Below are 24683 nucleotides of genomic sequence, written 5' to 3' on the forward strand. Positions count from 1 at the left end.
ATCATTATCAAATCATGGATGTTGCTATGTCGTTTTCCTCTTCTTCGGTGCGCGCCATTGTCGTGCCCGTTTTATTGCTGCTGTTGATCCTTGCGATTGCACTCAGCCTGCTGGTTGGCGCGAAACCGCTACCCGCATCCGTTATTGTCGACGCGCTTTCCGGTATCTGCCAAAGCGCCGACTGCACCATCGTGCTCGATGCCCGCCTTCCCCGTACCCTTGCCGGGCTCCTGGCCGGTGGCGCGCTGGGCCTCGCGGGTGCTCTGATGCAAACCCTCACCCGTAACCCGCTGGCCGACCCTGGTATTCTGGGCGTTAACAGCGGCGCAAGTTTTGCCATTGTGCTCGGCGCGGCCATGTTCGGGTTAACGTCAGCGTCTGAACAGCTGGTGATGGCCTTTTGCGGCGCACTGGTGGCCTCGCTGGTCGTGGCCTTTACCGGCAGCCAGGGCGGCGGGCAACTCAGCCCGGTACGTCTGACCCTTGCGGGTGTCGCGCTCGCCGCGGTGCTGGAAGGGTTATCCAACGGCATCGCCCTGCTCAACCCGGACGTTTACGACCAGTTGCGCTTCTGGCAGGCCGGTTCGCTGGATATCCGTACGCTGGAAACCTTAAAGGTGGTGGTGCTCCCGGTGATCATCGCTGCCGCCGTCGCGCTGTTTTTAAGCCGGGCGCTGAATAGCCTGAGTCTGGGCAGCGATACCGCCACTGCGCTTGGTAACCGGGTTGCACGTACCCAACTTATTGGTCTTCTTGCCATTACCGTCCTGTGCGGCAGTGCAACGGCGGTAGTTGGCCCGATCGCCTTTATCGGCCTGATGATGCCGCATATGGCACGCTGGCTGGTGGGGGCAGATCACCGCTGGTCACTGCCGGTCACGCTTCTTGCAACGCCTGCCCTGCTGCTGTTTGCCGATATCCTGGGACGTTTGCTGGTACCCGGCGAGCTGCGCGTCTCAGTAGTCAGCGCCTTTATCGGCGCGCCAGTGCTGATCTTCCTGGTGCGACGTAAACGTGGAGGTGGCGCATGATGGCCCCATCCCGTCGTTTAGTAACCTGCCTTTTCCTGCTGGTTATCACCATTCTGATACTGTCAGTCTGGAGCCTGCGTAGCGGTGCGATATTGCTTGATTTCAGCCAGGTCTTTGATGCGCTAACTGGCAGCGCACCGCGCAATGTCACGCTGGTAGTAACGGAATGGCGCCTGCCACGCGTGGCGATGGCCATTCTGGTGGGTGCTGCACTCGGTATTAGCGGCGCGATTTTCCAGTCACTGATGCGCAACCCGCTCGGCAGCCCGGACGTGATGGGCCTCAATACCGGTGCCTGGAGCGGCGTGCTGGTGGCAATGGTGTTGTTTGGTCAGCATCTGACGGCCATTACCTTTACCGCAATGGCCGGCGGCATTCTGACCTCGCTGATTATCTGGGCGCTTGCCTGGCGTAACGGTATCGATACCTTTCGTCTGATCATCATCGGCATCGGCGTGCGCGCAATGCTGATGGCGTTTAATACCTGGCTGTTGTTGCAGGCGTCACTGGAAACCGCGCTGTCTGCGGGACTGTGGTACGCCGGCTCCCTGAATGGCCTGACATGGGGCAAAACGTGGCCTGCAGCGCCGCTGATTATATTGATGTTTATCGGTGCTCTGCTGCTGGTGCGCCGCATGCGCCTGCTGGAGATGGGCGATGACAGTGCCTGTGCGCTGGGTGTGAGTGTTGAACGTTCGCGCCTGATGCTGATGCTGGTCGCTGTCTTGCTGACCGCAGCGGCGACGGCGATTGCCGGGCCAATCTCCTTTATCGCCCTGGTGGCACCGCATATTGCCCGGCGTCTTAGCGGCACTGCGCGCTGGGGCTTAACCCAGGCGGCGCTGTGTGGTGCATTGTTATTGCTGGCCGCCGATCTCTGCGCCCAACAGTTGTTTATGCCTTATCAACTTCCTGTGGGTGTCGTGACCGTCAGCCTCGGCGGGATTTACCTCATCGTCTTGTTAGTTCAGGAGTCACGCAAGAAATGACTGACTTAGCTTCCCGCTTGCGCGGCGACAACTTAACCCTGGGTTACGGCAAAAAAATCATTGCCCGTGACTTAACCGTTGCCATTCCGGACGGCCACTTTACGGCGATTATCGGCCCGAACGGCTGCGGAAAATCGACCCTGTTGCGTACCCTCAGCCGTTTGATGACGCCAGTTGAAGGCAGCGTGTACCTCGACGGCGAACACATCCAGCACTTCGCCAGCAAAGAAGTGGCCAAGCGCATCGGGCTGCTGGCGCAAAACGCTACTACGCCGGGCGATATCACGGTGCAGGAGCTGGTCTCTCGCGGACGCTACCCGCATCAACCACTGTTTACCCGCTGGCGTAAAGAGGATGACGAGGCGGTGACCCGCGCGATGCAGGCGACAGGCATTACCGATCTCGCCCGGCAAAGTGTGGATACCCTCTCCGGTGGGCAGCGCCAGCGCACGTGGATCGCGATGGTACTGGCACAGGAAACGTCCATCATGCTGCTGGATGAGCCGACAACCTGGCTGGACATCAGCCATCAGATTGATTTGCTGGAATTGCTGAGCGATCTCAACCGCACGCAGGGGTATACCCTGGCGGCGGTGCTGCACGATTTGAATCAGGCCTGCCGCTACGCCACGCATCTGATTGCGCTGCGGGATGGCGAAATTGTGGCGCAGGGCGCACCAGGAGAGATTGTGACACCGGAGCTGATCGAGCAGATCTACGGTATGCGCTGCATGATTATTGACGATCCGGTGGCGGGAACGCCGCTGGTGGTGCCGTTAGGTCGGCGATAATTGCCGGGTGGCGGCTTCGCCTTACCCGGCCTACGCTCTGCTTCCGTAGGCCCGGTAAGCGCAGCGCCACCGGGCAGTTTCACTACCCCAATATATCCTTCAAAAGCGGCCCTATCTTCTCAAACGCCTGCGGTGAAATGATATCCACGTGGGCGCAATCCTGGTTATGCACCTCCAGTTCAGCTACCCACGGTGCCCAGGCCACCTGCGGATCCAGCGTTCTGGTGCGCTCGGCAACAAACAGCGTCGCTTTGCCGTCAAAGCGTGAACTGTACGCCGTTGTTAACAGCCGCACGGCATCGGCGTAGTTGCCTTCAATGGCATTAAACAGCTCACTTGAACCCTGCCCCTGCTGCGCGGCGATAAACGCCTGACGCTCGCGCTCAATTTCCGCCAACACTTCCGGGTCGAGGCCGTTGGCCTCTTTTTCCACCCAGTTTTGCGTTTCCGGCGGCCATGTATCCAGCAGGCCGAGGAACGCCACCTCTTCACCCTGATTGCGGAGACGGGCGGCAATGCCCTGAGCCAGCGTACCGCCGAGTGAATAGCCGAACAGATAATACGGCCCCTGCGGCTGCTGGGCCCGCAGCGTCGTCAGGTGATGCTCGATCACACCATCCAGATCGGCGCACTGCTGCATCGGCCCGTCCGGACGCGGGGACTGAATGCCCGTTATCGACCAGCGCGGGCTAAGATAGCGCGCCAGCACGCTGAACTGCCAGGCAAAGCCGGACGCGGGGTGGAAACAGAACAGCGTCGGGCCATCGCTTTCACGCAGCGGCAGAAGGGTTTCATACCCCAGACGCTGCGCCTGCTCGTCACTCATCTGTGAATCCAGCAGCACGCTAAGCTTGCTCACCGTCGACGCAACCATAATCTGCCCCGGCGTCACCTTGCGGTCGAATGCGCGGCTTAGCTGCGCCGCCAGGCGCATCGCCAGCAGCGAGTGTCCTCCGAGGGCGAAGAAATCGGCTTCGATATCATTCGCCTCGCAACCCAGTAGCGCAGAAAACGCCTGCGAGACAGTGACTTCGGTGCCCGTCTCCGGCGCGCGGCTGGAAGTTTTACTGGTGAGCTCTGGCAGCGGCAGCGCCTTGCGGTCAAGCTTGCCGTTCGCACTTAACGGCAGCGCACTGATTTGCAGAAGCACCACCGGCACCATATGCGGCGGAAGCTGCGTTTTAAGCGATTCCAGCAAGGCATCGCGATCCAGCGGCAAACCGGATTCGGAGACAACGTACCCCACCAGCTGACGGGCATCCCCACCCGTTGCCGCCGCCTGGTTGAACACACAGGCGTGCGCCACAGCCTGAGCCACGTCCGGCAGCGAGAGCATCGCCCGGTCAATTTCACCCAGCTCAATACGCTGCCCGCGAATTTTCAGCTGATCATCGCTGCGGCCTAAATACTCCACCGCGCCGTTATCCAGCCAGCGGGCGACGTCACCGGTGCGGTACATACGTTCACCCGGCGCGAACGGGTCAGCGATAAAGCGGCTGGCGGTCAGATCAGGACGACCCAGATACCCCTGCGCCAGCTGAATACCGGTGAGATAGAGATCGCCTGCCACCCCAAACGGCACCGGGCGCATCATCGCATCCAGAATGCGCAGCCCCGTGTTCCACACCGGGAAGCCAATTGGCACGCTGTTGCCGTCCACCGCCGCCAGTTCAGGGCCATACGCCGGATACCAGCTGACATCCACAGCCGCTTCAGTCGGGCCGTAGAGGTTATGTAGCGGCGCATGGGTCAGTTGCTCCCATTCCCGGCACAGCGCCGCAGGCAGAGCTTCACCGCTGCAGAATACCTGCTTAAGCGACTGACAACAGTCGACGTTCTCCGGCGTCAGCGAGGCGACAAATGCCGCCAGCATCGACGGTACAAAGTGGGTGGTGGTCACACCGTGTTGCGCGAAGAAGGTCTGCATCGCCTGCGGATCACGGTGTGCTTCCGGCTCGGCCATTACCAGTTTCGCCCCGGCAATAAACGGCCACCAGAATTCCCACACCGAGACATCAAAGCTGCACGGCGTTTTCTGTGCCACCACGTCGCTGGCGTCCAGCGGGTAGTGATCCTGCATCCACTTCAGGCGGTTTACGATGGCAGTATGTCCAACCATCACCCCTTTCGGGCGGCCAGTGGAGCCAGAGGTAAAGATGATGTACGCCGTCTGCTCCGGCTTCGCCAGGCGCAGCGGTTCAACCTCCGCAGCCGGTAATAGTGTGTTGTAACTAAACGCAGTTATCGGCAGATCGCTAAAGCGCGGAAGCTGCTCGTTGGTGGTGATAAGCAGCGATGGCTTCGCATCCTCCAGCATCATCCGCAGACGATCGTCCGGGTAACCGGTATCCAGTGGTAGCCAGGCAGCACCCGCTTCCACAATGCCGTGCAGCGCCAGCGTCAAAAACACCGAACGTGGTAAGGCCACCGCCACGCTGTCGCCCGGCTTCACGCCACGTTCGCGCAGTAACGTTGCCAGCGCGACAACCTGCTCACGCATCTGGCGATAGCTCAGTTCAATATGCGCGTCCGCCAGTGCAGGGGCGTCCGGCGTCTTGCTTGCCTGCTCCGCCACCAGATCCGCCAGCGTGGTGGACGGTAGCGCCAGCCCGGTTTCGTTGATGCGCGCCAGTTGGGCGTACTCCTGCTCCGAAACGGTTTCCACTTCGCTACAGCGCAGGTCCGGATTGGCGGCAAACTGCGTCAGCATCGCGTTCAGGCGCGCCGCGTGACGGGTAAGTGTCGCTTCATCGTAGCGCTGTTTATTAGCGAGGATCTCAATGCTCAACCCACCCTGCTCGTCCGGGAAGAGTGCCAGCTCCAGATCGTTCACCGGCCCGGTGGCCAGCGTATGAGTGATAGCTTCCACACCGTCAATATCCAGCTGATAATCGAAAACTTTGACGTTCAGTACCGGGCCAAACAGCGCTTCGTCGCCTGCGGCACGACCGCTGTCGCGCACAATTTGCTCGGCGTCGTAACGCTGATGGCGGCGCATTTTTTTCAACTGATTCGCCAGGCGCAATGCCAGCTCTGGCAGGCTCTCCTGCGGATCGATATTGACCGCCAGCGGCAGGACGTTGAGTACCGGTCCGGTGGCGGTCAGCGCGGCGGAACCCATGCGACGCATAAAGATAAACCCGGCGGCGTAATCCAGCCGTCCCGTCAGACGCCCAAGCCACAGAGCCACCAGTGCCAGCGCCAGATCGGTACGCTGCACCTGCCCTGACGCGTGCGCCAGTTGGCTAAAAGCACGGCTGTCAGCGGTCATGTTCAGACGCAGAATGTCGGTGGTTGCTGCACGCCCGGGGAGCGGTGTGGAAGAGAGTGAAACGGGGGAAGGAAGCGCTTTCAGCTGTTCAGCCCAGAAAGCGCCATCACGCTGATACGCCTCGCTGTCGCGATAGCGCTGATACTCTTCCACCACCTCCGCGAACGGCGTGAAAGGAGAATCCGGTGTGGGCTCCCCCTTCTTCCATGCGCGATAAATTGCGGCGATCTGCCGGGTAATAGCCGGGAAACTGAAGCCATCCACCACCAGGTGGTGATAACGCTGATACCAGTACCAGTGGCCTTCAGCTACCTGAATCAGCTGGTGAAACGCCAGCGGCTGGCCGCTGTCTACGCGCAGGTTCTGGTTGAGATCGGCTGTCATCAGCGCCACAGCGTCATCGTGTGAGCCGACGCGAATGACGGTGGGTTCCGGCAACATCATGGACTCATCCACCCACTGCCACACCTCGCCGTTATCTTCGGCAAAGCGCGTGCGCAGGGTATCGGCCTGCATCATCCCAGCGACTATGGCTTTTGCCAGCAGCGGCGCGTCAATATCACCTTTCAGTTCAGTGTAGTGGGCTACGCTCCAGGCGTTTGGCAACGTGGACAGCTGTTCCGCCATCCAGATCCCCGGCTGGGCGGCGACGAGAGGAAGACGTTTCATGCGTTCTCCCCCGCATAATGAGACGGTTCTAACGTTTGCCAGTGTTCGTCCAGCCACTGCTGGCACGCTTCCTGCGACTGCGCCTCACATACCACACACCAGCCAGCGGGCAGTGCGCACTGCTGCGGCCACAGGCTGTATTGCCCCTGTTCGTTAAGCAAAACGGCAAACTGTCCTTGCGGATTATCGAAAGGATTACTGAATTCCATACAGACTCCGTGAGTGAATAAGCGGCTGCCAGAGGGTCATCAGCCCCTGCGTCAGTCCACCGCGCCAGCAAAGCGCATCGTGTCCGCCGTCAACCTGACTCCAGAAAATCGGCTGCTGCGCGTGTAGTTCGGCGTAAATCGCCTGATTGGCATTGAAAATCAGCGGCTCGTTGCGCCCGGCCTCAAGGACGATACGCAGCCCTCTCGCGGTTAGCTCACCCGCTCTGAGCTGTTCAATGAGGCACCCGTCCTGCTGCGCACCGCGATGCGGCCACCAGTAAGATCCAGACTGGCTGAGAATGCAGCCAAAGCGCTGCGGCCAGTTGAGTCCGGCATAAAGTGAAGAGAGCCCGCCAAAGCTTTGTCCCGCCACCACAGTACGGTCGGCGCGGTCACTAAATGGCGCGTGTTTTTTTACAAGAGGGAGAAGTTCTTCCTGCACCGCCAGCCAGAAATCGGGGTTACAGGGCAGTTCGCGGCTACGGTGCTCAATATCAATCACGTCGATCAATACGTAGACCGCAGGCGGCAGTTTGTGCCCGGTGGTGAGCGACGTCAGCGCAGACCACACCGGCATGCTTTCGGCCCAGAACTGACCGTCGAGCAATATCGCCAGTGGGCGCTCTGGGCTGTCATCCCCGGTGGTAAAAATCCACACGCGGCGGCGGTTGTCCAGACGTGTGCTGTTCCACTCAATGCAGACTGGCGGCTGATACGGCGTATCGGGATGATCCCAGCCGGGCTGAACGGGCGCGTCCGGCATTTCCAGCGCCGAGACGGCATGACCGCGACCGCCGCGCCAGCTCTGCGGATTCAGCGGGTCGGAAACCGCGTGCGGCAACAGCTTGCGCCAGCCTTCACGTAACGCCAGACGATCCGGATGTGCATTTTCAAACACCGCATCGGCAAAATCGTGTTCGTTATCAGAAGGGATAAAACAGTAGCTCCCCCGCCACTCAGGGCTGAACTCCCCCTGCCACTGCCAGACATCAGTATCGGGAATGCGTTCGAGGGATTGCGGGCGAGCATTTTGATGGTGGTCGGTTATGCCGGTGATGTAGAGCCAGACGCGTTTTACCGTCGATGTATTTTGCGTACCTTTCGGATCACGCCACCAGAACGTAACGCGATAGTTTCCCTTTTCACGTACCCATTCAGGTCCCTTTTTCGACTGCCACCACGCTTCACTTCCCGTTGTTAACACCGTCACCCTTCTAACCTCATGTTTAACAGTCTTTTTTGTTTCAGGACAAATTTTATTGATAATATTATTGATAACCATTTGCATTTGCAATAGCGTAATGCCCGCGCTGTGGGAAGCGCGTTCATAAGTAACCATAAAAGCGGGACATCCAATGAATAAGAAGATTCACTCTCTGGCCTTGCTGGTCAATTTAGGGATTTATGGCGTCGCGCTGCCAGCCATGGCAGACGACAATACCGCCTCTGCACAGCACGAAGACACGATGGTGATCACCGCCGCCGAGCAGAATTTGCAGGCACCGGGTGTATCGACCATTACCGCCGATGAAATCCGTAAAAACCCGCCCGCACGCGACGTGGCTGAAATCATCCGTACCATGCCGGGCGTTAACCTGACCGGGAACTCCACCAGCGGCCAGCGCGGGAATAATCGTCAGATCGACATCCGTGGCATGGGCCCGGAAAACACCCTGATCCTGATTGACGGCAAACCGGTGACCAGCCGTAACTCCATTCGTCTGGGCTGGCGCGGCGAGCGTGATACGCGCGGTGATACCGGCTGGGTGCCACCGGAGATGATCGAACGCATCGAGGTGATCCGTGGACCAGCTGCCGCGCGCTACGGCAACGGTGCGGCGGGCGGTGTGGTAAACATCATCACCAAAAAGTTCGACGACCAGTGGCATGGCTCCTGGAACACCTATCTGAATGCGCCTGAACACAAGGATGAAGGGTCCACCAAACGCACCAACTTCAGCCTGAGCGGACCGCTGGGCGGCGATTTCAGCTTCCGCATGTACGGTAACCTCGACAAAACCCAGGCCGACGCATGGGACATTAACCAGGGCCATCAGTCTGACCGTACCGGCATCTATGCCAATACCCTGCCAGCAGGCCGCGAAGGGGTTGAAAACAAAGACATCAACGGGGTGGTCCGCTGGGACTTCGCGCCAATGCAGTCTCTGGAGTTTGAGGCGGGCTATAGCCGCCAGAACAACCTCTACGCGGGCGACACGCAGAACACCAACAACGACAATGCGCTGGTGAAGAAGAACTACGGTAAAGAGACCAACCGTATCTATCGCCAGAACTTTGCCGTGACCTGGAACGGCGGCTGGGATAACGGCATCACCACCAGCAACTGGGCGCAGTACGAGCACACCCGTAACTCGCGTCTGGGTGAAGGGCTGGCCGGGGGCACTGAAGGTCTGTTCAACAGCGATAAATTCACCGACACCGACCTGGCCGATGTGATGCTGCACAGCGAGATCAACCTGCCGATTGATTTCCTCGTCAACCAGAACCTGACCTTAGGTACCGAGTGGAACCAGCAGCGCATGAAGGACTCTACCTCCTTCACGCAAACCCTGCAGGGCGGGACCGTCCCGGGGATGAGTAACGATCGCAGCCCGTATACCTCCGCAGAGATCTTCTCGCTGTTCGCCGAGAACAACATGGAACTGACCGACAGCACCATGCTGACCCCGGCCCTGCGCTTCGATCACCACACCATCGTCGGCAATAACTGGAGCCCATCCCTAAACCTGTCGCAAGGTCTGGGCAATGACTTCACACTGAAGATGGGGATTGCCCGCGCCTATAAAGCACCAAGCCTGTACCAGACCAACCCAAACTACCTGCTGTACAGCAAAGGCCAGGGGTGTTATGCCAGCTCTGATGGCGTCGGTTGCTACATGATGGGTAACGACGACCTGAAAGCGGAAACCAGCATCAACAAAGAAATTGGTCTGGAGTGGAAACGCGACGGCTGGCTGGCGGGCGTGACCTGGTTCCGTAACGATTATCGCGACAAGATTGAAGCGGGTTACACGCCAATTGGCCACACCTCTTCCGGTAAAGTGCAGACGGATATCTACCAGTGGGAAAACGTACCAAAAGCGGTAGTTGAAGGTCTGGAAGGCTCCCTGAACGTGCCGGTCAGCGACACGATCAACTGGACCAATAACATCACTTACATGCTACAAAGCAAGAACAAAGAGACCGGCGACCGTCTGTCGATCATCCCGGAGTACACGCTGAACTCAACCCTGAGCTGGCAGGTGCATCAGGATGTATCACTCCAGTCGACCTTCACCTGGTACGGCAAGCAGCAGCCGAAGAAGTACAATTACAAAGGCCAGCCGGTAACCGGATCAGAGAAAGACGAAGTCAGCCCTTACAGCATCGTTGGCCTGAGCGCGACCTGGGACATGACCAAAAATGTCAGCCTGACCGGCGGCGTGGATAACGTCTTCGATAAACGTCAGTGGCGCGCAGGTAATGCTCAGACCACCGGGAATGCCACCACCGGCGCGTATATGTACGGTGCAGGGGCATACACGTATAATGAGCCGGGTCGCACCTGGTACATAAGCGTGAATACGCGTTTCTGATACAGGCAGTAACTCCCCCTCTCCCTTTGGGAGAGGGTCGAGGCGAGGGCATCAGGCCGCACAATGTGTTGATAGAGGGGCAACAATGCACACAACCCACGCCACGTTCATTCTCGCCGGTCACACCGTCCACCACGTCACCTTCGACCCAGCCACCCTCACCGACGCCGATCTCCTCTGGCTCCCCCACCACACTGAGCTTTTACACGCCGGGCGCAAACGCAAAGCCGAACATCTTGCCGGCCGCATCGCCGCCGCGCATGCCTTGCCTGACGACACTGTTCCCGGCATCGGCCCCAGCGGCGAACCACTTTGGCCGGACGGGGTTTCAGGGAGCATCACCCACAGCGGCACGCAGGCGATGGCGGTTGTCACACGCGAACAACGTGCCCTTATCGGCATTGATTGCGAAACAATCCTGCCCGAAAACGAAGCCAGGGAGATTAAAGACGGCATCATTGATGTGCAGGAAGAACCTGTGCTTTTGAGTGCGGGATCTCCGTTCACCCTCGCCCTGACGCTGGCTTTTAGCGCCAAAGAGAGCCTGTTCAAAGCTCTCTTCCCGCAGGTGCAGAGTTATATGGGGTTTGACAGCGCGCGCGTAACGTTGTTCGACGCGAAGACGCTCACGCTGGCGCTGACCCGGCCGATTGCGGGGTATGGCGAAGGCACCGCTTTCATCCTTCACTGGCAGCGGCAGGGTGATCAGGTGATCACCCTGCTGTCACGTTCTCCCGTCGACGGGCCTTCACGCTGGTAACCCCAAACGTCACGATAAATACCACAGCGAACAGCACCACAATGGTCGGCGCAGGCGCGCTGTCGAGATAAAACGACGCATAAATGCCGCTTACGGACACCAGTGCTGAAATGGCGACCGCCACCAGCAGCGCCATGTGGAAGCGCCGGGTGATCAGTACCGCAACCGCGCCGGGCGCAATCAGCAGCGAAATCGACAGAATAATCCCCACCGCCTTCAGCGTCGCCACGATGGTCAGCGAGACCATGCACAATAACCCGTAGTGCAGCCAGCGGGTGCGCAGACCGCTCGCCTGCGCTTGCTGATAATCAAAGCAGTACAGCAAAAAGTCGCGCCACTTCAGGCCAATCACCAGTGCAATCACCCCGGCAACGATACCGCTTTGCAGGATATCCATGCTGTTGATGCCCAGCATATCGCCGAACAGAATGTGGTCGAGATGCACCTCGGGTTTGACGGCGATATAGAGGATCAATCCGGCGCCGAACATGCCGGAAAAGACGATCCCCATAACCGTATCCTGCTTGATGCGGCTGTTGTCCTTCAGGTATCCGGTGGCGACCGCGCAGAACAGCCCGGCAACGAATGCGCCCAGCGCCAGCGGCAGGCCCATCATCCATGCCAGCACGACGCCGGGAAACACCGCGTGGCTCATGGCATCGCCCATCAGTGCCCAGCCTTTCAGCACCAGAAAAACGGACAGCAGTGCGCAGGGCACGGCCACCAGAAGTGAAATCAACAGTGCATTATTCATAAACGCAAACTGGAACGGTTCGAGGAGCAGTACCATCATGGGTGTGCCTCCTGCGCGTGACGCGCGCGACGGCGGTTGGCGAGCAGCCCGTGCTTCGGCGCAAAGACGAACGCCAGCAGGAACAGCAGCGTCTGGGCGACCACGATAATGCCGCCGGTCGCACCGTCCAGGTAATAGCTGGCCCATGCGCCAAGGAAGCTGGTGATGCTGCCAATGGCGACGGCAATTATCAGCAGACGCGGGAAGCGATCGGTGAGCAGCCACGCGGTCGCGCCGGGCGTAACCACCAGACAGATCACCAGAAACGCACCAACAGTTTGCAGCGCCGCCACGGTGGAGACCGCCAGCAGGGTGAAGAAGAGGATTTTCAGACGTTCAGGGCGCAGACCGATGGCGCGGGCGTGGTTCTCATCAAAAAAGGTCACCATCAGATCTTTCCATTTGAACAGCAGGATAATCATCGACACTACGCCAATAATCGCCAGCTGGACGATATCCTCCGGGGCGATAGCCAGAATATTGCCGAGCACGATGGTTTGAATATTCACCGAGGTCGGGTTGAGCGAGACCATAAATAGCCCAAGCCCGAAAAAGGAGGAGAAGATCAGCCCGATGATGGCGTCCTCTTTCAGGCGGCTACGCTGGTTGAGAAACAGCATGCTGCCCGCCGCCAACCCTCCCGACAGGAACGCCCCCAGCGAGAACGGCAGCCCGAGCATATACGCCCCCGCCACGCCAGGCACGATGGAGTGCGACAGCGCATCGCCGATCAGCGACCAGCCTTTAAGCATCAGATAGCAGGAGAGAAACGCGCACAGCCCACCCACCATCGCCGAGACCCACATCGCGTTGAGCATGTACTCATAGCCGAAGGGTTCGAAAAGCGCGTTCATTTTGCCTCCTGGCGGTGCGTGACGAAGGGCCGCTCGTCATCGGTAATAATGCGCTCTTCCGTGCCGCTGAGCACCACGTGGCGCAGCACGCCGCTGAAGGCACGCTCAAGGTTCTCGGCAGTAAAGGTGGTTTCCGTCGGGCCGCTCGCCAGCACGGTGCCTTTCACCATCACCGTATAATCACAAAACTCCGTGACCGATCCCAGGTTATGGGTCGACACCAGCATCGTTTTGCCTTCGTCGCGCAACTCGCGTAGCAGGCTGATGATTCTGGCTTCGGTTTTGACGTCCACACCGGTAAACGGCTCATCGAGCAGGATCACCTCGCCCTGCTGCGCAATCGCCCGCGCCAGAAACACGCGTTTCTTTTGACCACCAGAGAGCTCGCCAATCTGTCGATGGCGCAGCTCAAGCATATCCACGCGCTTCAGCGCATCAGTCACGATCTGCCGATCGTGCGCTTTGGGTCGACGCAGAAACCCCATATGCCCGTAGCGGCCCATCATCACCACGTCTTCAACCAGCACCGGAAATGACCAGTCAACCTCTTCCGACTGCGGTACGTAGGCGACCAGGTTCTGACGCAGCGCCCGGTGGGGCGGCAACCCCTGTATGGTGATAGTCCCGCTTGCCGCCCGCACAAACCCCATCACCGCCTTAAACAGCGTGGACTTGCCGGAACCGTTCACGCCTACCAGCGCGGCAATCGATCCGCCCGGCACGCTGAACGATGCGTCGCGTAGCGCCGTGTGGCCGTTGCGGTAGGTCACGGTCACGTCTGTGACAACAATCCCCTCGTGCATGGTTACTCCTTCATGCCATCACGGATGCCCTGCACCAGCGTGTGGGTCGTGACGTTCAGCAAATCAATATAAGTAGGCACCGGGCCGTTTTCCGCGCTCAGGGAGTCAACGTACAGCACGCCGCCGTAGTGGGTGTCGGTTTCCCGCGCCACCTGACGCGCGGGCTTATCGGAGACTGTGCTTTCGCTAAACACCACCGGAATGTGATGCTTTTTCACCAGATCGATAACCTTGCGTACCTGCTGCGGCGTGCCCTGTTGATCGGCATTGATCGGCCACAGGTAAAGCTCCTTCATACCCAGATCCCGTGCCAGATAGGAGAAGGCCCCTTCGCTGGTCACCATCCAGCGCTTCTCTTGCGGGATCTCCGCAACCTGCTTACGCAACGGTTCGAGGGTAGCGGTGATCTTCTGCTTGTAAGCTTCGGCGTTGCGCTGGTACCTCTGTGCGTTGGCCGGATCGTACTTCACCAGCGCGTCGCGGATGTTATCGACGTAAATCAGCGCGTTGTCCGGCGACATCCACGCGTGCGGGTTGGGCTTGCCGTTATACGGCCCTTCGCCGATCCCCATCGGTGTAATGCCTTTGGTGACAATCACTTCCGGCACACCGTTCAGGTGCTGATAAAAGCGCTGAAACCAGAGTTCCAGATTCATGCCGTTCGCCAGAATCAACTGCGCCTTCTGCGCGCGCTTGATATCACCCGGAGTGGGCTGATACTCATGGATTTCAGCGCCCGGTTTGGTAATCGATGTCACTTCTGCGGCGTCTCCCGCCACGTTTTTCGCCATATCAGCAATAACGGTAAAGGTAGTAATGACCTGGAACTTTTCAGCCGCCAGCGCGCCGGTAGTGGCCGCGGTCATCAGCAGCGCGCCAAGCAACAAACGCTTTAATCCTTGCCATGGGTGCATCGCAGAAGTCTCCTGAGGTGATTAAATTCAAAACAAAATTAGCCCGTGCTATAAGATATAGCACAGGCTATTTTTAAATGAAAACGATTATCATTAAAGTTGTATCGATAAAGGGAGTGCCTGATGGCTAACGACAGGGGTTTGCCATCAATTAAACATCCGGGAACATCACGCTATTCCCCGGCGCTTCCCGGTGCAGATGGATAAAGTTCAGGTGCCGTTCATACTGGTCGAGAATGTCCGTGATCACCTGCTCCTTGCTGTAATCCATCAAATCATTCCCCTGGCTGCCTTCCAGCAGGAAAGTTTCCAGCCGGTAGTAGGTCGATTTCCCGCTGCGCGCCCGGTAGGTAAACCCGGGCACCGAGTACTGCTGCGGCCAGATCTGATAGACAAAGTTCTGCTCGTCGCCCATATGCACCAGCAGATTCAGATGCCCCAGCGTCTCGCCCTCTTCCGGCGGCAGGTTTTTCAGCTCCACGTAGGCACCACGCAGCTTCAGCTCCTGGGCCACCTCTTCCATTGCCGGGAAGCAGACCGTCTCCATCATCTGTTTAGTGTAGCGCGTGCCCGGGTAGTTCATCAGGCGCGACAGGCGTTTCTTCCAGCTCAGTCTGTCCTGTGCGCCCATCGGGCGCGGCGCGGTGTCGCGGCTGGCACTTTCGCGGCGGTAATCTTCCACCTTGAGGGATTTATACAACCCGGCCATCACAAAGAAGATCACAAAGCTGAACGGCAGGCCCATGATCACCGTAGTGTTCTGCAGAGCGGAAATCCCGTTGGTCATCAGCATGCCCAGAGTCAACAAACCAATGGCGACCGACCAGAAGATGCGCAGCCAGTTTGGTGCATCGCTGTTGATGTCTTTCAGCTTCGAGGTGAAGTTGCCCAGCACCAGCGCGCCGGAATCCGCCGAGGTGACGTAAAACAGCAAGCCGGTAATGGTCGCCACGGAGGCACTAAAGGTAAACGCCGGGTATTGCGCCAGCAGGCTATAGAAGCCGCGCTCCGGGTGCGCCATCGCTTCCTGCGCGAAGGTCGCATTACCGTGGATAATTTCGTGCAGCGCGCTGTTGCCGAAAATCGACAGCCACAACAGAGTAAAGGTGAACGGGATAATCAGCGTGCCCATCACAAACTGGCGGATGGTGCGGCCACGCGAAATGCGCGCGAGGAACAGGCCGACAAACGGCGACCACGCCACCCACCACGCCCAGAAGAACAGCGTCCAGTTGTTCATCCATTCTACCGGGCGATCAAAGGCGAAACTGTTCAGGGTCATCCCCATAAAACGGTTCACGTAGTCGCCGACGTTAAGCACTAACGCATTGAGCAGGAACGACGTATCCCCCATAAACAGCACGAACAGGATCAGGCCCAGCGCCAGCGCGACGTTCAGTTCGGACAACACGCGAATGCCTTTATCTACGCCCGACGTCACCGAAATGGTGGCGATAATCACCGACAGCGCAATCAACGCCGCCTTAGCTGCCATCGAATCCGGAATATCAAACAGCACGCTCAGGCCGTAGTTGAGTTGCACCACACCGATCCCGAGCGTCGTCGCGATACCAAAGATGGTGCCAATCACCGCCGCAATATCCACGCTGTGACCAATCGGCCCGTTTATCTTTTTCCCGAAAATTGGGTACAGCGCAGAGCGGATGGTGAGGGGCAAATTATAACGATAGCTAAAGTATCCGAGCGCCATCCCCATCAGGGCGTACATCGACCAGCCAGTTAAGCCGTAGTGGAACAGCGTCCAGACCATCGCCTGACGCGCGGCCTCCATCGTCTGCCCTGCCCCTTCCGGCGGCTGCATATATTGCGTGACCGGTTCCGCCACGGAGAAGAACATCAGGTCGATGCCAATGCCTGCGGCAAACAGCATTGCGGCCCAGCTAAGCAGGCTGAACTCGGGCTTTGACTGCTCTGGCCCAAGCTTCACCGAACCGAAGCGCGAGCAGGCAATGCAGACGACAAAGACAATATAGAGCGTCGCCGCCAGTAAGTAGTACCAACCGAAGGTCTTCGACACCCAGTTAAGGGTGCGCCCAATCCACTCGGCAGAAAAACCGCTAAAGAAGATCGTCATCAGGGAAAACAACAAAATCAGCCCGGCGGAAGTATAAAAAACGACCGGGTTGATTTTGTCTTTTTCTCTGTCTTGTGAAAGGTCTGTCATCCAGTATCCTCACTGTTTTTGTAACTATTAAAATCCAAATCCGCAACAATTAAGACACATTTTATATTGAACGTCCAATCAAAAACCGCTTTAATGTATAACCAATGCTGATGAATGGAGTGGCAAAAATGCCCAAAGTGGGGATGCAGCCGATCCGGCGCAGGCAACTGATTAACGCCACGCTGGAAGCAATAAATGAAGTGGGAATGCACGATGCGACCATCGCGCAGATCGCCCGTCGGGCGGGTGTATCCACGGGGATCATCAGTCACTATTTCAAAGATAAAAATGGTCTGCTGGAAGCGACCATACGCGACATCACCGGCCAGCTTCGCGACGCGGTTTTAAACCGTTTGCACGCTCTGCCGGACGGCAGCGCGGAGCAGCGATTGCAGGCCATTGTCGGCGGCAATTTTGATGAAACCCAGACCAGCAGCGCAGCAATGAAGGCCTGGCTGGCCTTCTGGGCGAGCAGCATGCATCAGCCGATGCTCTACCGCCTGCAGCAGGTGAGTAGCCGCCGTCTGCTCTCAAACCTGGTGTACGAGTTCCGCCGTGAACTGCCGCGCGAGCAGGCCCAGGAGGCGGGCTACGGGCTGGCGGCGCTGATCGACGGGCTGTGGCTGCGCGCCGCGCTGAGTGGCAAACCACTGGATAAGGCCCTGGCGCAATCGCTCACCAGCCACTTTATCAGCCAGCATTTACCGACCGAATAACCGAGGAGAATTTATGTCCCGAATGGCAGAACAGCAGCTTTATATCAATGGTGGTTATACATCCGCCACCAGCGGTCGCACCTTCGAGACCATTAACCCGGCCAACGGTGAAGTCCTGGCAAGCGTTCAGGCGGCCGGGCGTGAAGATGTCGACCGCGCCGTGGAAAGCGCAAAACGCGGGCAAAAAATCTGGGCGGCGATGACCGTCATGGCGCGCTCGCGCATTCTACGTCGTGCTGTCGACATCCTCCGCGAACGTAATGACGAACTGGCGAAGCTGGAAACTCTCGACACCGGTAAAGCGTATTCCGAAACCTCAACCGTCGATATCGTCACCGGCGCGGACGTACTGGAGTACTACGCGGGGCTGATCCCGGCACTGGAAGGCTGCCAGATCCCCCTGCGCGACACTTCATTCGTCTACACCCGCCGCGAACCGCTGGGCGTGGTGGCAGGCATCGGCGCGTGGAACTACCCGATCCAGATCGCCCTGTGGAAATCTGCTCCGGCGCTGGCGGCGGGTAACGCGATGATCTTCAAACCGAGCGAAGTGACCCCGCTTACCGCGCTGAAGCTTGCCGAGATCTACACCGAAGCGGGCCTGCCAGACGGCGTGTTTAACGTCCTGCCGGGCGTTGGCGCGGAGACCGGCCAGTTTCTGACCGAACATCCGGATATCGCTAAAGTCTCCTTTACCGGTGGCGTCGCCAGCGGCAAAAAGGTGATGGCGAACTCGGCGGCCTCGTCCCTGAAAGAGGTGACGATGGAGCTGGGCGGCAAATCACCTCTGGTTATTTTCGACGACGCGGATCTCGATCTCGCGGCAGACATCGCCATGATGGCTAACTTCTTCAGTTCCGGCCAGGTGTGTACCAACGGTACCCGCGTGTTTGTGCCTGCGAAGTTTAAAACCGCGTTTGAGCAGAAAATCGTTGAGCGTGTGGGCCGCATCCGCGCGGGCGACCTGTTCGATGAACGCACCAACTTTGGCCCGATGGTCAGCTTCCCGCACCGCGACAGCGTGCTGCGCTACATCGCCAAAGGCAAAGAAGAAGGTGCATGCGTGCTGTGTGGCGGTGATGTGCTGAAGGGTGAAGCCTTCGATAACGGCGCGTGGGTTGCCCCGACCGTGTTTACCGACTGCACCGACGAGATGACCATCGTGCGCGAAGAGATCTTCGGCCCGGTGATGTCCATCCTCACCTATGAAAGTGAAGAAGAAGCGATCCGCCGCGCCAACGACACCGACTACGGTCTGGCGGCGGGCATCGTCACGGCCGACCTGAACCGCGCGCACGGCGCCATTCATCTGCTCGAAGCGGGCATCTGCTGGATCAACACCTGGGGTGAATCCGCTGCAGAGATGCCGGTCGGCGGCTACAAACACTCCGGTATTGGCCGTGAGAACGGCGTCATGACGCTGCAGAGCTACACCCAGGTGAAGTCCATCCAGGTTGAGATGGGTAAATTCCAGTCCATATTTTAACCGGGAGGTTTATTTGCAATTTGATTACATCATTATTGGTGCCGGCTCTGCCGGCAACGTCCTGGCAACACGACTGACCGAAGATCCCAACACCACCGTGCTGCTGCTTGAAGCGGGCGGGCCGGATTACCGCTTTGATTTTCGTACCCAGATGCCCGCCGCTCTGGCGTTTCCGCTACAGGGCAAGCGCTACAACTGGGCGTATGAAACCGAGCCAGAGCCGTACATGAACAACCGCCGTATGGAGTGTGGACGCGGCAAAGGGCTGGGCGGCTCGTCGCTGATCAACGGTATGTGCTACATCCGTGGCAACGCGATGGATCTGGACCACTGGGCCAGAGAGCCGGGTCTGGAGCACTGGAGCTATCTCAACTGCCTGCCCTACTACCGCAAGGCCGAGACGCGCGACGTCGGTCCGAACGACTACCACGGCGATGACGGTCCGGTGAGCGTCACCACCTCGAAACCGGGCGTGAACCCGCTGTTTGAGGCGATGGTGGAAGCCGGCGTGCAGGCGGGCTATCCGCGCACCGACGATCTCAACGGCTATCAGCAGGAAGGCTTCGGCCCGATGGACCGCACGGTGACGCCGCAGGGCCGACGCGCCAGCACCGCGCGCGGCTATCTGGACCAGGCGAAACCGCGCCCGAACCTGACCATCCGCACCCACGCCATGACCGATCGCATACTGTTTGAGGGCAAGCGCGCGGTGGGCGTCGAATGGCTGGAGGGGGAAAGCACCATCCCGTCCAAAGCGACGGCGAAAAAAGAAGTGCTGCTGTGCGCCGGAGCCATTGCTTCTCCGCAAATCTTGCAACGTTCCGGCGTGGGCAACGCCGAGCTGCTGAAACAGTTCGATATCCCGCTGGTGCATGATTTACCCGGCGTGGGTCAAAACCTGCAGGATCACCTGGAGATGTATCTCCAGTACGAGTGCAAAGAGCCGATTTCCCTCTACCCTGCCCTGCAGTGGTGGAACCAGCCGAAGATTGGCGCCGAGTGGCTGTTTAACGGCACCGGCGTGGGCGCGAGCAACCACTTTGAAGCGGGTGGGTTTATTCGCAGCCGCGAAGAGTTCGAATGGCCGAACATTCAGTACCACTTCCTGCCGGTAGCGATTAACTACAATGGCTCCAACGCGGTAAAAGAGCATGGTTTCCAGTGCCACGTGGGCTCCATGCGCTCACCGAGTCGTGGGCACGTGCGCATCAAATCGCGCGATCCGCATCAGCATCCGGCAATCCTGTTCAACTATATGTCCCACGAGCAGGACTGGCAGGAGTTCCGCGACGCGATCCGCATCACCCGTGAGATCATGCACCAGCCTGCACTGGACAAATACCGTGGCCGTGAAATCAGTCCGGGTACCGAATGCCAGACCGACGAGCAACTGGATGAGTTCGTGCGCAACCACGCCGAAACCGCGTTCCACCCATGCGGCACCTGCAAAATGGGCTATGACGAGATGGCGGTGGTGGACGGCGAAGGTCGGGTTCACGGGCTGGAAGGGCTACGGGTGGTGGATGCGTCGATCATGCCACAGATCATCACCGGCAACCTGAACGCCACGACCATTATGATCGGTGAGAAGATGGCCGATGCCATTCGCGGTCGCGAGCCGCTGGCGAAGAGCACGGCGGCGTATTATGTGGCGAACGGGGCGCCGGTTCGCCGCTGAGAATATTTCCCCTCACCCTACCCCTCTCCCATACGGAGAGGGAAAATTACTTCCGAAACGCCTCAAGCCGCTTAATCTGCCGCCCTTCCCCGTCAAAATTCTCCGCCGCCAGCCAGGCGCGCAGCTCCGCGTCTCTCTGTGGCCATTCGCCGTCAATAATAGAAAGCATATCGCTGTCGCGGTTGCGCCCTTTGCGCACCAGCTTCTGGCGCAGGCGCCCTTCCCAGACAAACCCCAACCGCTCCGCCGCCCTGCGTGAGGCTACGTTCATCGAATCGCACTTCCACTCAAGACGACGGTAGCCGTGCTCAAACGCATTTTTCAGTAGCAGCCACACCGCTTCAGTACCGATGCGGGAGCCTTTCATTTTGCGCGACCAGGTCACGTGACCGATTTCGACCGACCCCAGCAGCCGCTCGTTAGCCATATAGCTCACCAGCCCCACCGCACGTTCGGTGCGTAAATCAATGACGGCAAACGGCACCAGCTCGTCATCAAGCACCTTTCCCAGCACCCAGTGTGCGGTGGCTTCCACGCTTTCAGGCTGCGTGCTGGCAAGCCATGTCCAGTCGCTGTCATCTCCCAGCGCGTAGGCGTCATAGAGATCGGCTGCATGGCGATCGACATCCAGCGGCTCAAGACGGCAATACTGGCCAAACAGCGGTGTGCGGGTTAAGGCCCGCGCGCCAGCCCAGCCAGGAACGATATCGTTAACGGTTTGACCATGTTGATTGATTTCGGGCACGACGATGACTCCCTGAAAGGTAAGGAGTTTGTTATAGCAGGTTAAAAAGCGGGCGAAAAGAGAGGATTAGCAGGCCGGGTAGAGCGGAACCGCCACCCGGCACAAAATTACTTCAGCAGCTTAACCGTAGCGTCGATGTCGATCTCATCTTCGGTGAAGATCAGCGTCGTGTTCTGGAAGGTGGTGATCGCCAGCTTCTTCACTGTGCGCATTTCGCCCGGCTTTTTCTCGGACTTCGGCTTAATGCTGTTCATCAGCAGCCCCACCGACAGCACCGCGTTCTCTTTGTCGATTTTAGTATCAACCGGCTCTTCTTCGTTAAACACCACGAAGGATTTGATCGAGGTGAGCTTCACGCGCTCGCCGGCAATATAGAGGTGTTTACTTTCCGGGATCACCTTCACCGCATAGGCGGAAAGGCCTTTGTTGTTGGTGGTTGGCTCGAAGGTCACCGCCGCATCTTTCTTAATCAGATCAGGGTTCGCGACCTTAATCACATGAAAATAGCGGTTGTCGCCGTTTTCATCTTTGATAAATCCAAAGCCTTTATCTTTAAACCACGTTGTGATTGTACCGTTCATCGCTGTTACCGCCTGTCAGATCGTAATGACTAAAGTTTTGCAGCGCGCAGTGTAATGCACAATGGCTGAGGAGACAAAAAAAAGCCCCTGCACGGGGGCAGGGGAAAACTCATGTCAGAGCTTATTAGAATTTAGTTAAACACCATCCCACCATCAATTAAGAGCGACTGACCGGTCATATAGTCGGAATCTGGCCCGGCGAGGTATGAAACACAGGCGGCGACATCTTCTGGTTCAGACAAACGGCCAAGCGTAATGCGTTTGGCAAAGGTTTCAGTCCCGTAGCCGAGCGGTTTACCCGCCGCCTCGGACACCTGACGGTCAATCTCCGCCCACATCGGTGTTTTAACGATCCCCGGGCAATAGGCATTAACGGTGATCCCCAGCGGCGCGAGATCCCGTGCCGCCGTCTGGGTTAAGCCGCGAACCGCGAACTTGCTGGAACTGTACACCGCCAGTTCCGGGTTGCCAGTATGGCCCGCCTGGGAACAGGCGTTGATGATCTTGCCGCCGTGCCCCTCTTTACGGAAAGCATCGATCGCGGCCTGGATGCCCCAGATCACCCCTTTCACATTAATGTTGTAAACCTTGTCGACAATCTCCGGTGTAATCGACTCGATTGGCGTGGAAGGTGCGATCCCGGCGTTATTCACAATCACATTGAAACCGCCCAGTACGGTACGCGCTTTCTCCACTGCTGCAAATACCTGATCGCGGTTCGAAACATCCACCTTCACGGCGACAGCACGACCGCCGTTACGGGTAATTTCATCGGCGACCGCTTTCGCCGTTTCCTCGTTGTAATCTGCAATGGCGACGGCGAAGCCATCTTTTACCAGGCGCAGCGCAATCGCTTTACCAATCCCCTGGCCTGAGCCTGTTACGAGAGCAACTTTTTGCATTTCTCTGTCCTTATATTGAGTCACAAAATCTGGCTGAGATGGAGCTGGCCCATCAGCAGCGGGTTATCGCTATAGTCGACGGGAATGGCCACCACGGCCGGGCCATCGACATCCATTGCTGCACGCAGCGTCGGTTCAAGCGCATCGGCGCTCTCCACGGCAAAACCTTTCGCACCAAAGGCGTCGGCATACACTTTGAAATCGACCGGGCCAAACTCCACGCCGGAAAGACGCTGATATTTTTTCTCTTCCTGAATGGCGACCATGTTGTAGCCGTTATCCACCCAGATGATGTGCAGCACGTTGGCGTTAAGACGTACAGCGGTTTCCAGTTCCATGCTCGACTGCAGGAAACCGCCGTCACCGGAGACCGAAACCACTTTGCGGCCCGGGTTCACCAGCCATGCGCCAATGGCCCACGGCAGCGCGACGCCCATGGTCTGCTGACCGTTGGAGATCATCACCTGACGCGCCCGGAAGCTGTAGAGATAACGGGCGATCCAGATGTGGAAGCTGCCCATATCCACGGTGAGCGTGACGTCGTTGTTTACGATGTCCTGCATGGCACGCACAATGCGCAGCGGGTGCAGGGCAAACTGGTTGAGCGATGCGCCACGACGATCGAGCAGATCGCGCTGATGCTGGCGATCGACCAGAATCTCTGACGCCCGCTGGCTCAGCTCCAGCTTATGATCGATGCGGTTAGCGAGCAGGTTCAGCGTTTCGGCGATGTCCCCCACCAGCTCCAGATCCGGCACATAGTTACGTTCTTCGTAGGCAGGCAGCACATCAATGTGCACCAGCGTGGCGTCGCCGCTGTTCCACATAGACGGCTCGTACTCCACCGGGCTGTAGCCGATGCAGATAATCAGATCCGCCAGATGGAGCAGCCTGTCACCCGCCTGGTTGTTGAACAGACCGACGCGTCCGGCAAAGCGGGTGAAGTGCTCCTGGTTCACCGCCCCGGCAGCCTGATAGGTGCTGGTGACCGGAATGCGGCTTTTCTCCAGCAGCTTACGCAGTGCGTCACTGTTAGCGGGCTGGCTGGCCATCAGGCCCAGCAGGATGACCGGGTTTTTAGCTTTTTCTATTAGCTTTGCCACGTCGTTAACCGCTGACTCCGGTGCCGGGCCCATTCGTGCCGCGCCACTGGCAGGCAAAATCGCGCCTGTCGCGGGCTGGTCGACGATATCCTGCGGCAGGCTGACGAACGCGCCCCCCGGTCTGCCGTGCTCGGCGGCACGGAATGCATTCGATACCACTTCGGCAATCGCATCCGGAGAGCTGACTTCCACCGCGTATTTGGTGACAGGGCTGAACATGGCGACCGTGTCCATGCTCTGGTGCACCAGTTTGGCTTTATCCGCCCGCTTGACCGCCCCGCCCAGCGCCACCACCGGGTCGCCTTCGCTGTTGGCGGTGGCAATGCCGGTGATCAGGTTGGAACAACCCGGACCGGAAGTGACCAGCGCTACCCCGGCTTTACCGGTCAGACGCCCTACCGCCGCCGCCATAAACGCCGCATTCGCTTCGTGGCGCACGGGAATGATCTCAATGGAGGAGTCCAGCAGGGAATCAAAGACTTTGTCGATTTTCGCCCCCGGAATACCGAACACCTGCTTCACGCCCTGCGCTTCCAGCTGGCCGACAACCATATCGGCGCCATGCGCCCACTGACGTGACTGTTTCTCACTGTTCACGGTAGTTCTC

20 protein-coding genes are annotated in these 24683 nt (G+C 58.6%); 8 read left to right on the plus strand and 12 right to left on the minus strand.

Features of this window, described 5'->3' with window-relative positions; translation table 11 throughout:
• Positions 1-26: 26 nt before the first annotated feature.
• From fepD to fepC, 3 genes are read left to right on the plus strand one after another with little or no spacing between them, the layout of a single operon-like run.
• Positions 27-1031, plus strand: a complete 1005-nt coding sequence (gene fepD / locus V6E55_RS19235; protein ID WP_236920045.1) for a Fe(3+)-siderophore ABC transporter permease — start codon at positions 27-29, stop codon at positions 1029-1031.
• Positions 1028-2020 carry an iron-enterobactin ABC transporter permease gene (gene fepG, locus V6E55_RS19240; RefSeq protein WP_236920046.1) on the plus strand — a complete coding sequence of 331 codons (993 nt, stop codon included), beginning with the start codon at positions 1028-1030 and terminating at the stop codon, positions 2018-2020. The genes fepD and fepG overlap by 4 nt, the downstream gene beginning before the upstream one ends.
• The gene (gene fepC / locus V6E55_RS19245) at positions 2017-2811 is read left to right on the plus strand and encodes an iron-enterobactin ABC transporter ATP-binding protein (RefSeq protein WP_236920047.1); all 795 of its coding nucleotides are present in this window, start codon (positions 2017-2019) and stop codon (positions 2809-2811) included. The genes fepG and fepC overlap by 4 nt, the downstream gene beginning before the upstream one ends.
• Before the next feature lie 82 nt (positions 2812-2893).
• Here the strand turns inward: fepC and entF are convergent, their stop codons facing one another.
• From entF to fes, 3 genes are read right to left on the minus strand one after another with little or no spacing between them, the layout of a single operon-like run.
• The gene (entF, locus tag V6E55_RS19250) at positions 2894-6751 is read right to left on the minus strand and encodes an enterobactin non-ribosomal peptide synthetase EntF (protein ID WP_236920048.1); all 3858 of its coding nucleotides are present in this window, start codon (positions 6749-6751) and stop codon (positions 2894-2896) included.
• Entirely contained in the window at positions 6748-6960 is a 213-nt protein-coding gene (locus V6E55_RS19255) for an MbtH family protein (RefSeq protein ID WP_236920049.1), read from the minus strand. Before V6E55_RS19255 ends, entF begins: the two co-directional genes overlap by 4 nt.
• Positions 6947-8299, minus strand: a complete 1353-nt coding sequence (gene fes / locus V6E55_RS19260; protein ID WP_316943652.1) for an enterochelin esterase — start codon at positions 8297-8299, stop codon at positions 6947-6949. The genes V6E55_RS19255 and fes overlap by 14 nt, the downstream gene beginning before the upstream one ends.
• A 16-nt stretch (positions 8300-8315) precedes the next feature.
• Between fes and V6E55_RS19265 the strand changes: the two genes are divergently transcribed.
• Together V6E55_RS19265 and entD are read left to right on the plus strand one after the other, a co-directional pair.
• The gene (locus V6E55_RS19265) at positions 8316-10556 is read left to right on the plus strand and encodes a TonB-dependent siderophore receptor (protein WP_236920051.1); all 2241 of its coding nucleotides are present in this window, start codon (positions 8316-8318) and stop codon (positions 10554-10556) included.
• A gap of 85 nt (positions 10557-10641) precedes the next feature.
• Entirely contained in the window at positions 10642-11316 is a 675-nt protein-coding gene (gene entD / locus V6E55_RS19270; RefSeq protein WP_236920052.1) for an enterobactin synthase subunit EntD, read from the plus strand.
• Here the strand turns inward: entD and V6E55_RS19275 are convergent.
• The 5 genes from V6E55_RS19275 to betT form a co-directional block, all read right to left on the minus strand.
• Positions 11270-12109 carry a metal ABC transporter permease gene (locus V6E55_RS19275; protein WP_236920053.1) on the minus strand — a complete coding sequence of 280 codons (840 nt, stop codon included), beginning with the start codon at positions 12107-12109 and terminating at the stop codon, positions 11270-11272. The genes entD and V6E55_RS19275 overlap by 47 nt on opposite strands.
• A complete protein-coding gene (sitC, locus tag V6E55_RS19280; RefSeq protein WP_129996496.1) occupies positions 12106-12963 on the minus strand; it encodes an iron/manganese ABC transporter permease subunit SitC in 858 nt (285 codons plus the stop codon). Before sitC ends, V6E55_RS19275 begins: the two co-directional genes overlap by 4 nt.
• Positions 12960-13766 (minus strand): iron/manganese ABC transporter ATP-binding protein SitB, encoded by an 807-nt coding sequence (gene sitB / locus V6E55_RS19285; protein ID WP_129996497.1) that lies wholly within the window; start codon positions 13764-13766, stop codon positions 12960-12962. The genes sitC and sitB overlap by 4 nt, the downstream gene beginning before the upstream one ends.
• Before the next feature lie 2 nt (positions 13767-13768).
• Positions 13769-14680, minus strand: coding sequence for a metal ABC transporter substrate-binding protein (locus V6E55_RS19290; protein ID WP_272910385.1), 912 nt, complete (start codon positions 14678-14680; stop codon positions 13769-13771).
• A gap of 151 nt (positions 14681-14831) precedes the next feature.
• Positions 14832-16865 carry a choline BCCT transporter BetT gene (gene betT, locus V6E55_RS19295; protein WP_028019524.1) on the minus strand — a complete coding sequence of 678 codons (2034 nt, stop codon included), beginning with the start codon at positions 16863-16865 and terminating at the stop codon, positions 14832-14834.
• A gap of 128 nt (positions 16866-16993) precedes the next feature.
• Between betT and betI the strand changes: the two genes are divergently transcribed.
• From betI to betA, 3 genes are read left to right on the plus strand one after another with little or no spacing between them, the layout of a single operon-like run.
• Positions 16994-17581 carry a transcriptional regulator BetI gene (betI, locus tag V6E55_RS19300; RefSeq protein WP_316943671.1) on the plus strand — a complete coding sequence of 196 codons (588 nt, stop codon included), beginning with the start codon at positions 16994-16996 and terminating at the stop codon, positions 17579-17581.
• A 13-nt stretch (positions 17582-17594) separates the two neighbouring features.
• Positions 17595-19067: a betaine-aldehyde dehydrogenase gene (gene betB, locus V6E55_RS19305; RefSeq protein WP_316943655.1), complete on the plus strand. Its 1473-nt coding sequence runs from the start codon at positions 17595-17597 to the stop codon at positions 19065-19067.
• Positions 19068-19080: 13 nt separating this feature from the next.
• Entirely contained in the window at positions 19081-20745 is a 1665-nt protein-coding gene (betA, locus tag V6E55_RS19310) for a choline dehydrogenase (protein WP_316943656.1), read from the plus strand.
• Positions 20746-20791: 46 nt separating this feature from the next.
• Here betA and V6E55_RS19315 read toward each other — a convergent pair whose 3' ends face one another.
• From V6E55_RS19315 to alsS, 4 genes are all read right to left on the minus strand, one after another.
• A complete protein-coding gene (locus V6E55_RS19315) occupies positions 20792-21490 on the minus strand; it encodes a GNAT family N-acetyltransferase (RefSeq protein ID WP_129996501.1) in 699 nt (232 codons plus the stop codon).
• A gap of 107 nt (positions 21491-21597) precedes the next feature.
• Positions 21598-22071: a cold-shock protein gene (locus tag V6E55_RS19320; protein ID WP_028019531.1), complete on the minus strand. Its 474-nt coding sequence runs from the start codon at positions 22069-22071 to the stop codon at positions 21598-21600.
• A 131-nt stretch (positions 22072-22202) separates the two neighbouring features.
• Complete coding sequence (locus V6E55_RS19325; RefSeq protein WP_316943657.1) at positions 22203-22973, minus strand: (S)-acetoin forming diacetyl reductase; 771 nt, start codon at positions 22971-22973, stop codon at positions 22203-22205.
• 20 nt (positions 22974-22993) lie between these two features.
• Positions 22994-24673, minus strand: a complete 1680-nt coding sequence (gene alsS / locus V6E55_RS19330; RefSeq protein ID WP_316943658.1) for an acetolactate synthase AlsS — start codon at positions 24671-24673, stop codon at positions 22994-22996.
• Between the last annotated feature and the right edge of the window lie 10 nt (positions 24674-24683).

The organism is Enterobacter sp. 342 (genome assembly GCF_036663495.1).
Classification (GTDB): domain Bacteria; phylum Pseudomonadota; class Gammaproteobacteria; order Enterobacterales; family Enterobacteriaceae; genus Enterobacter.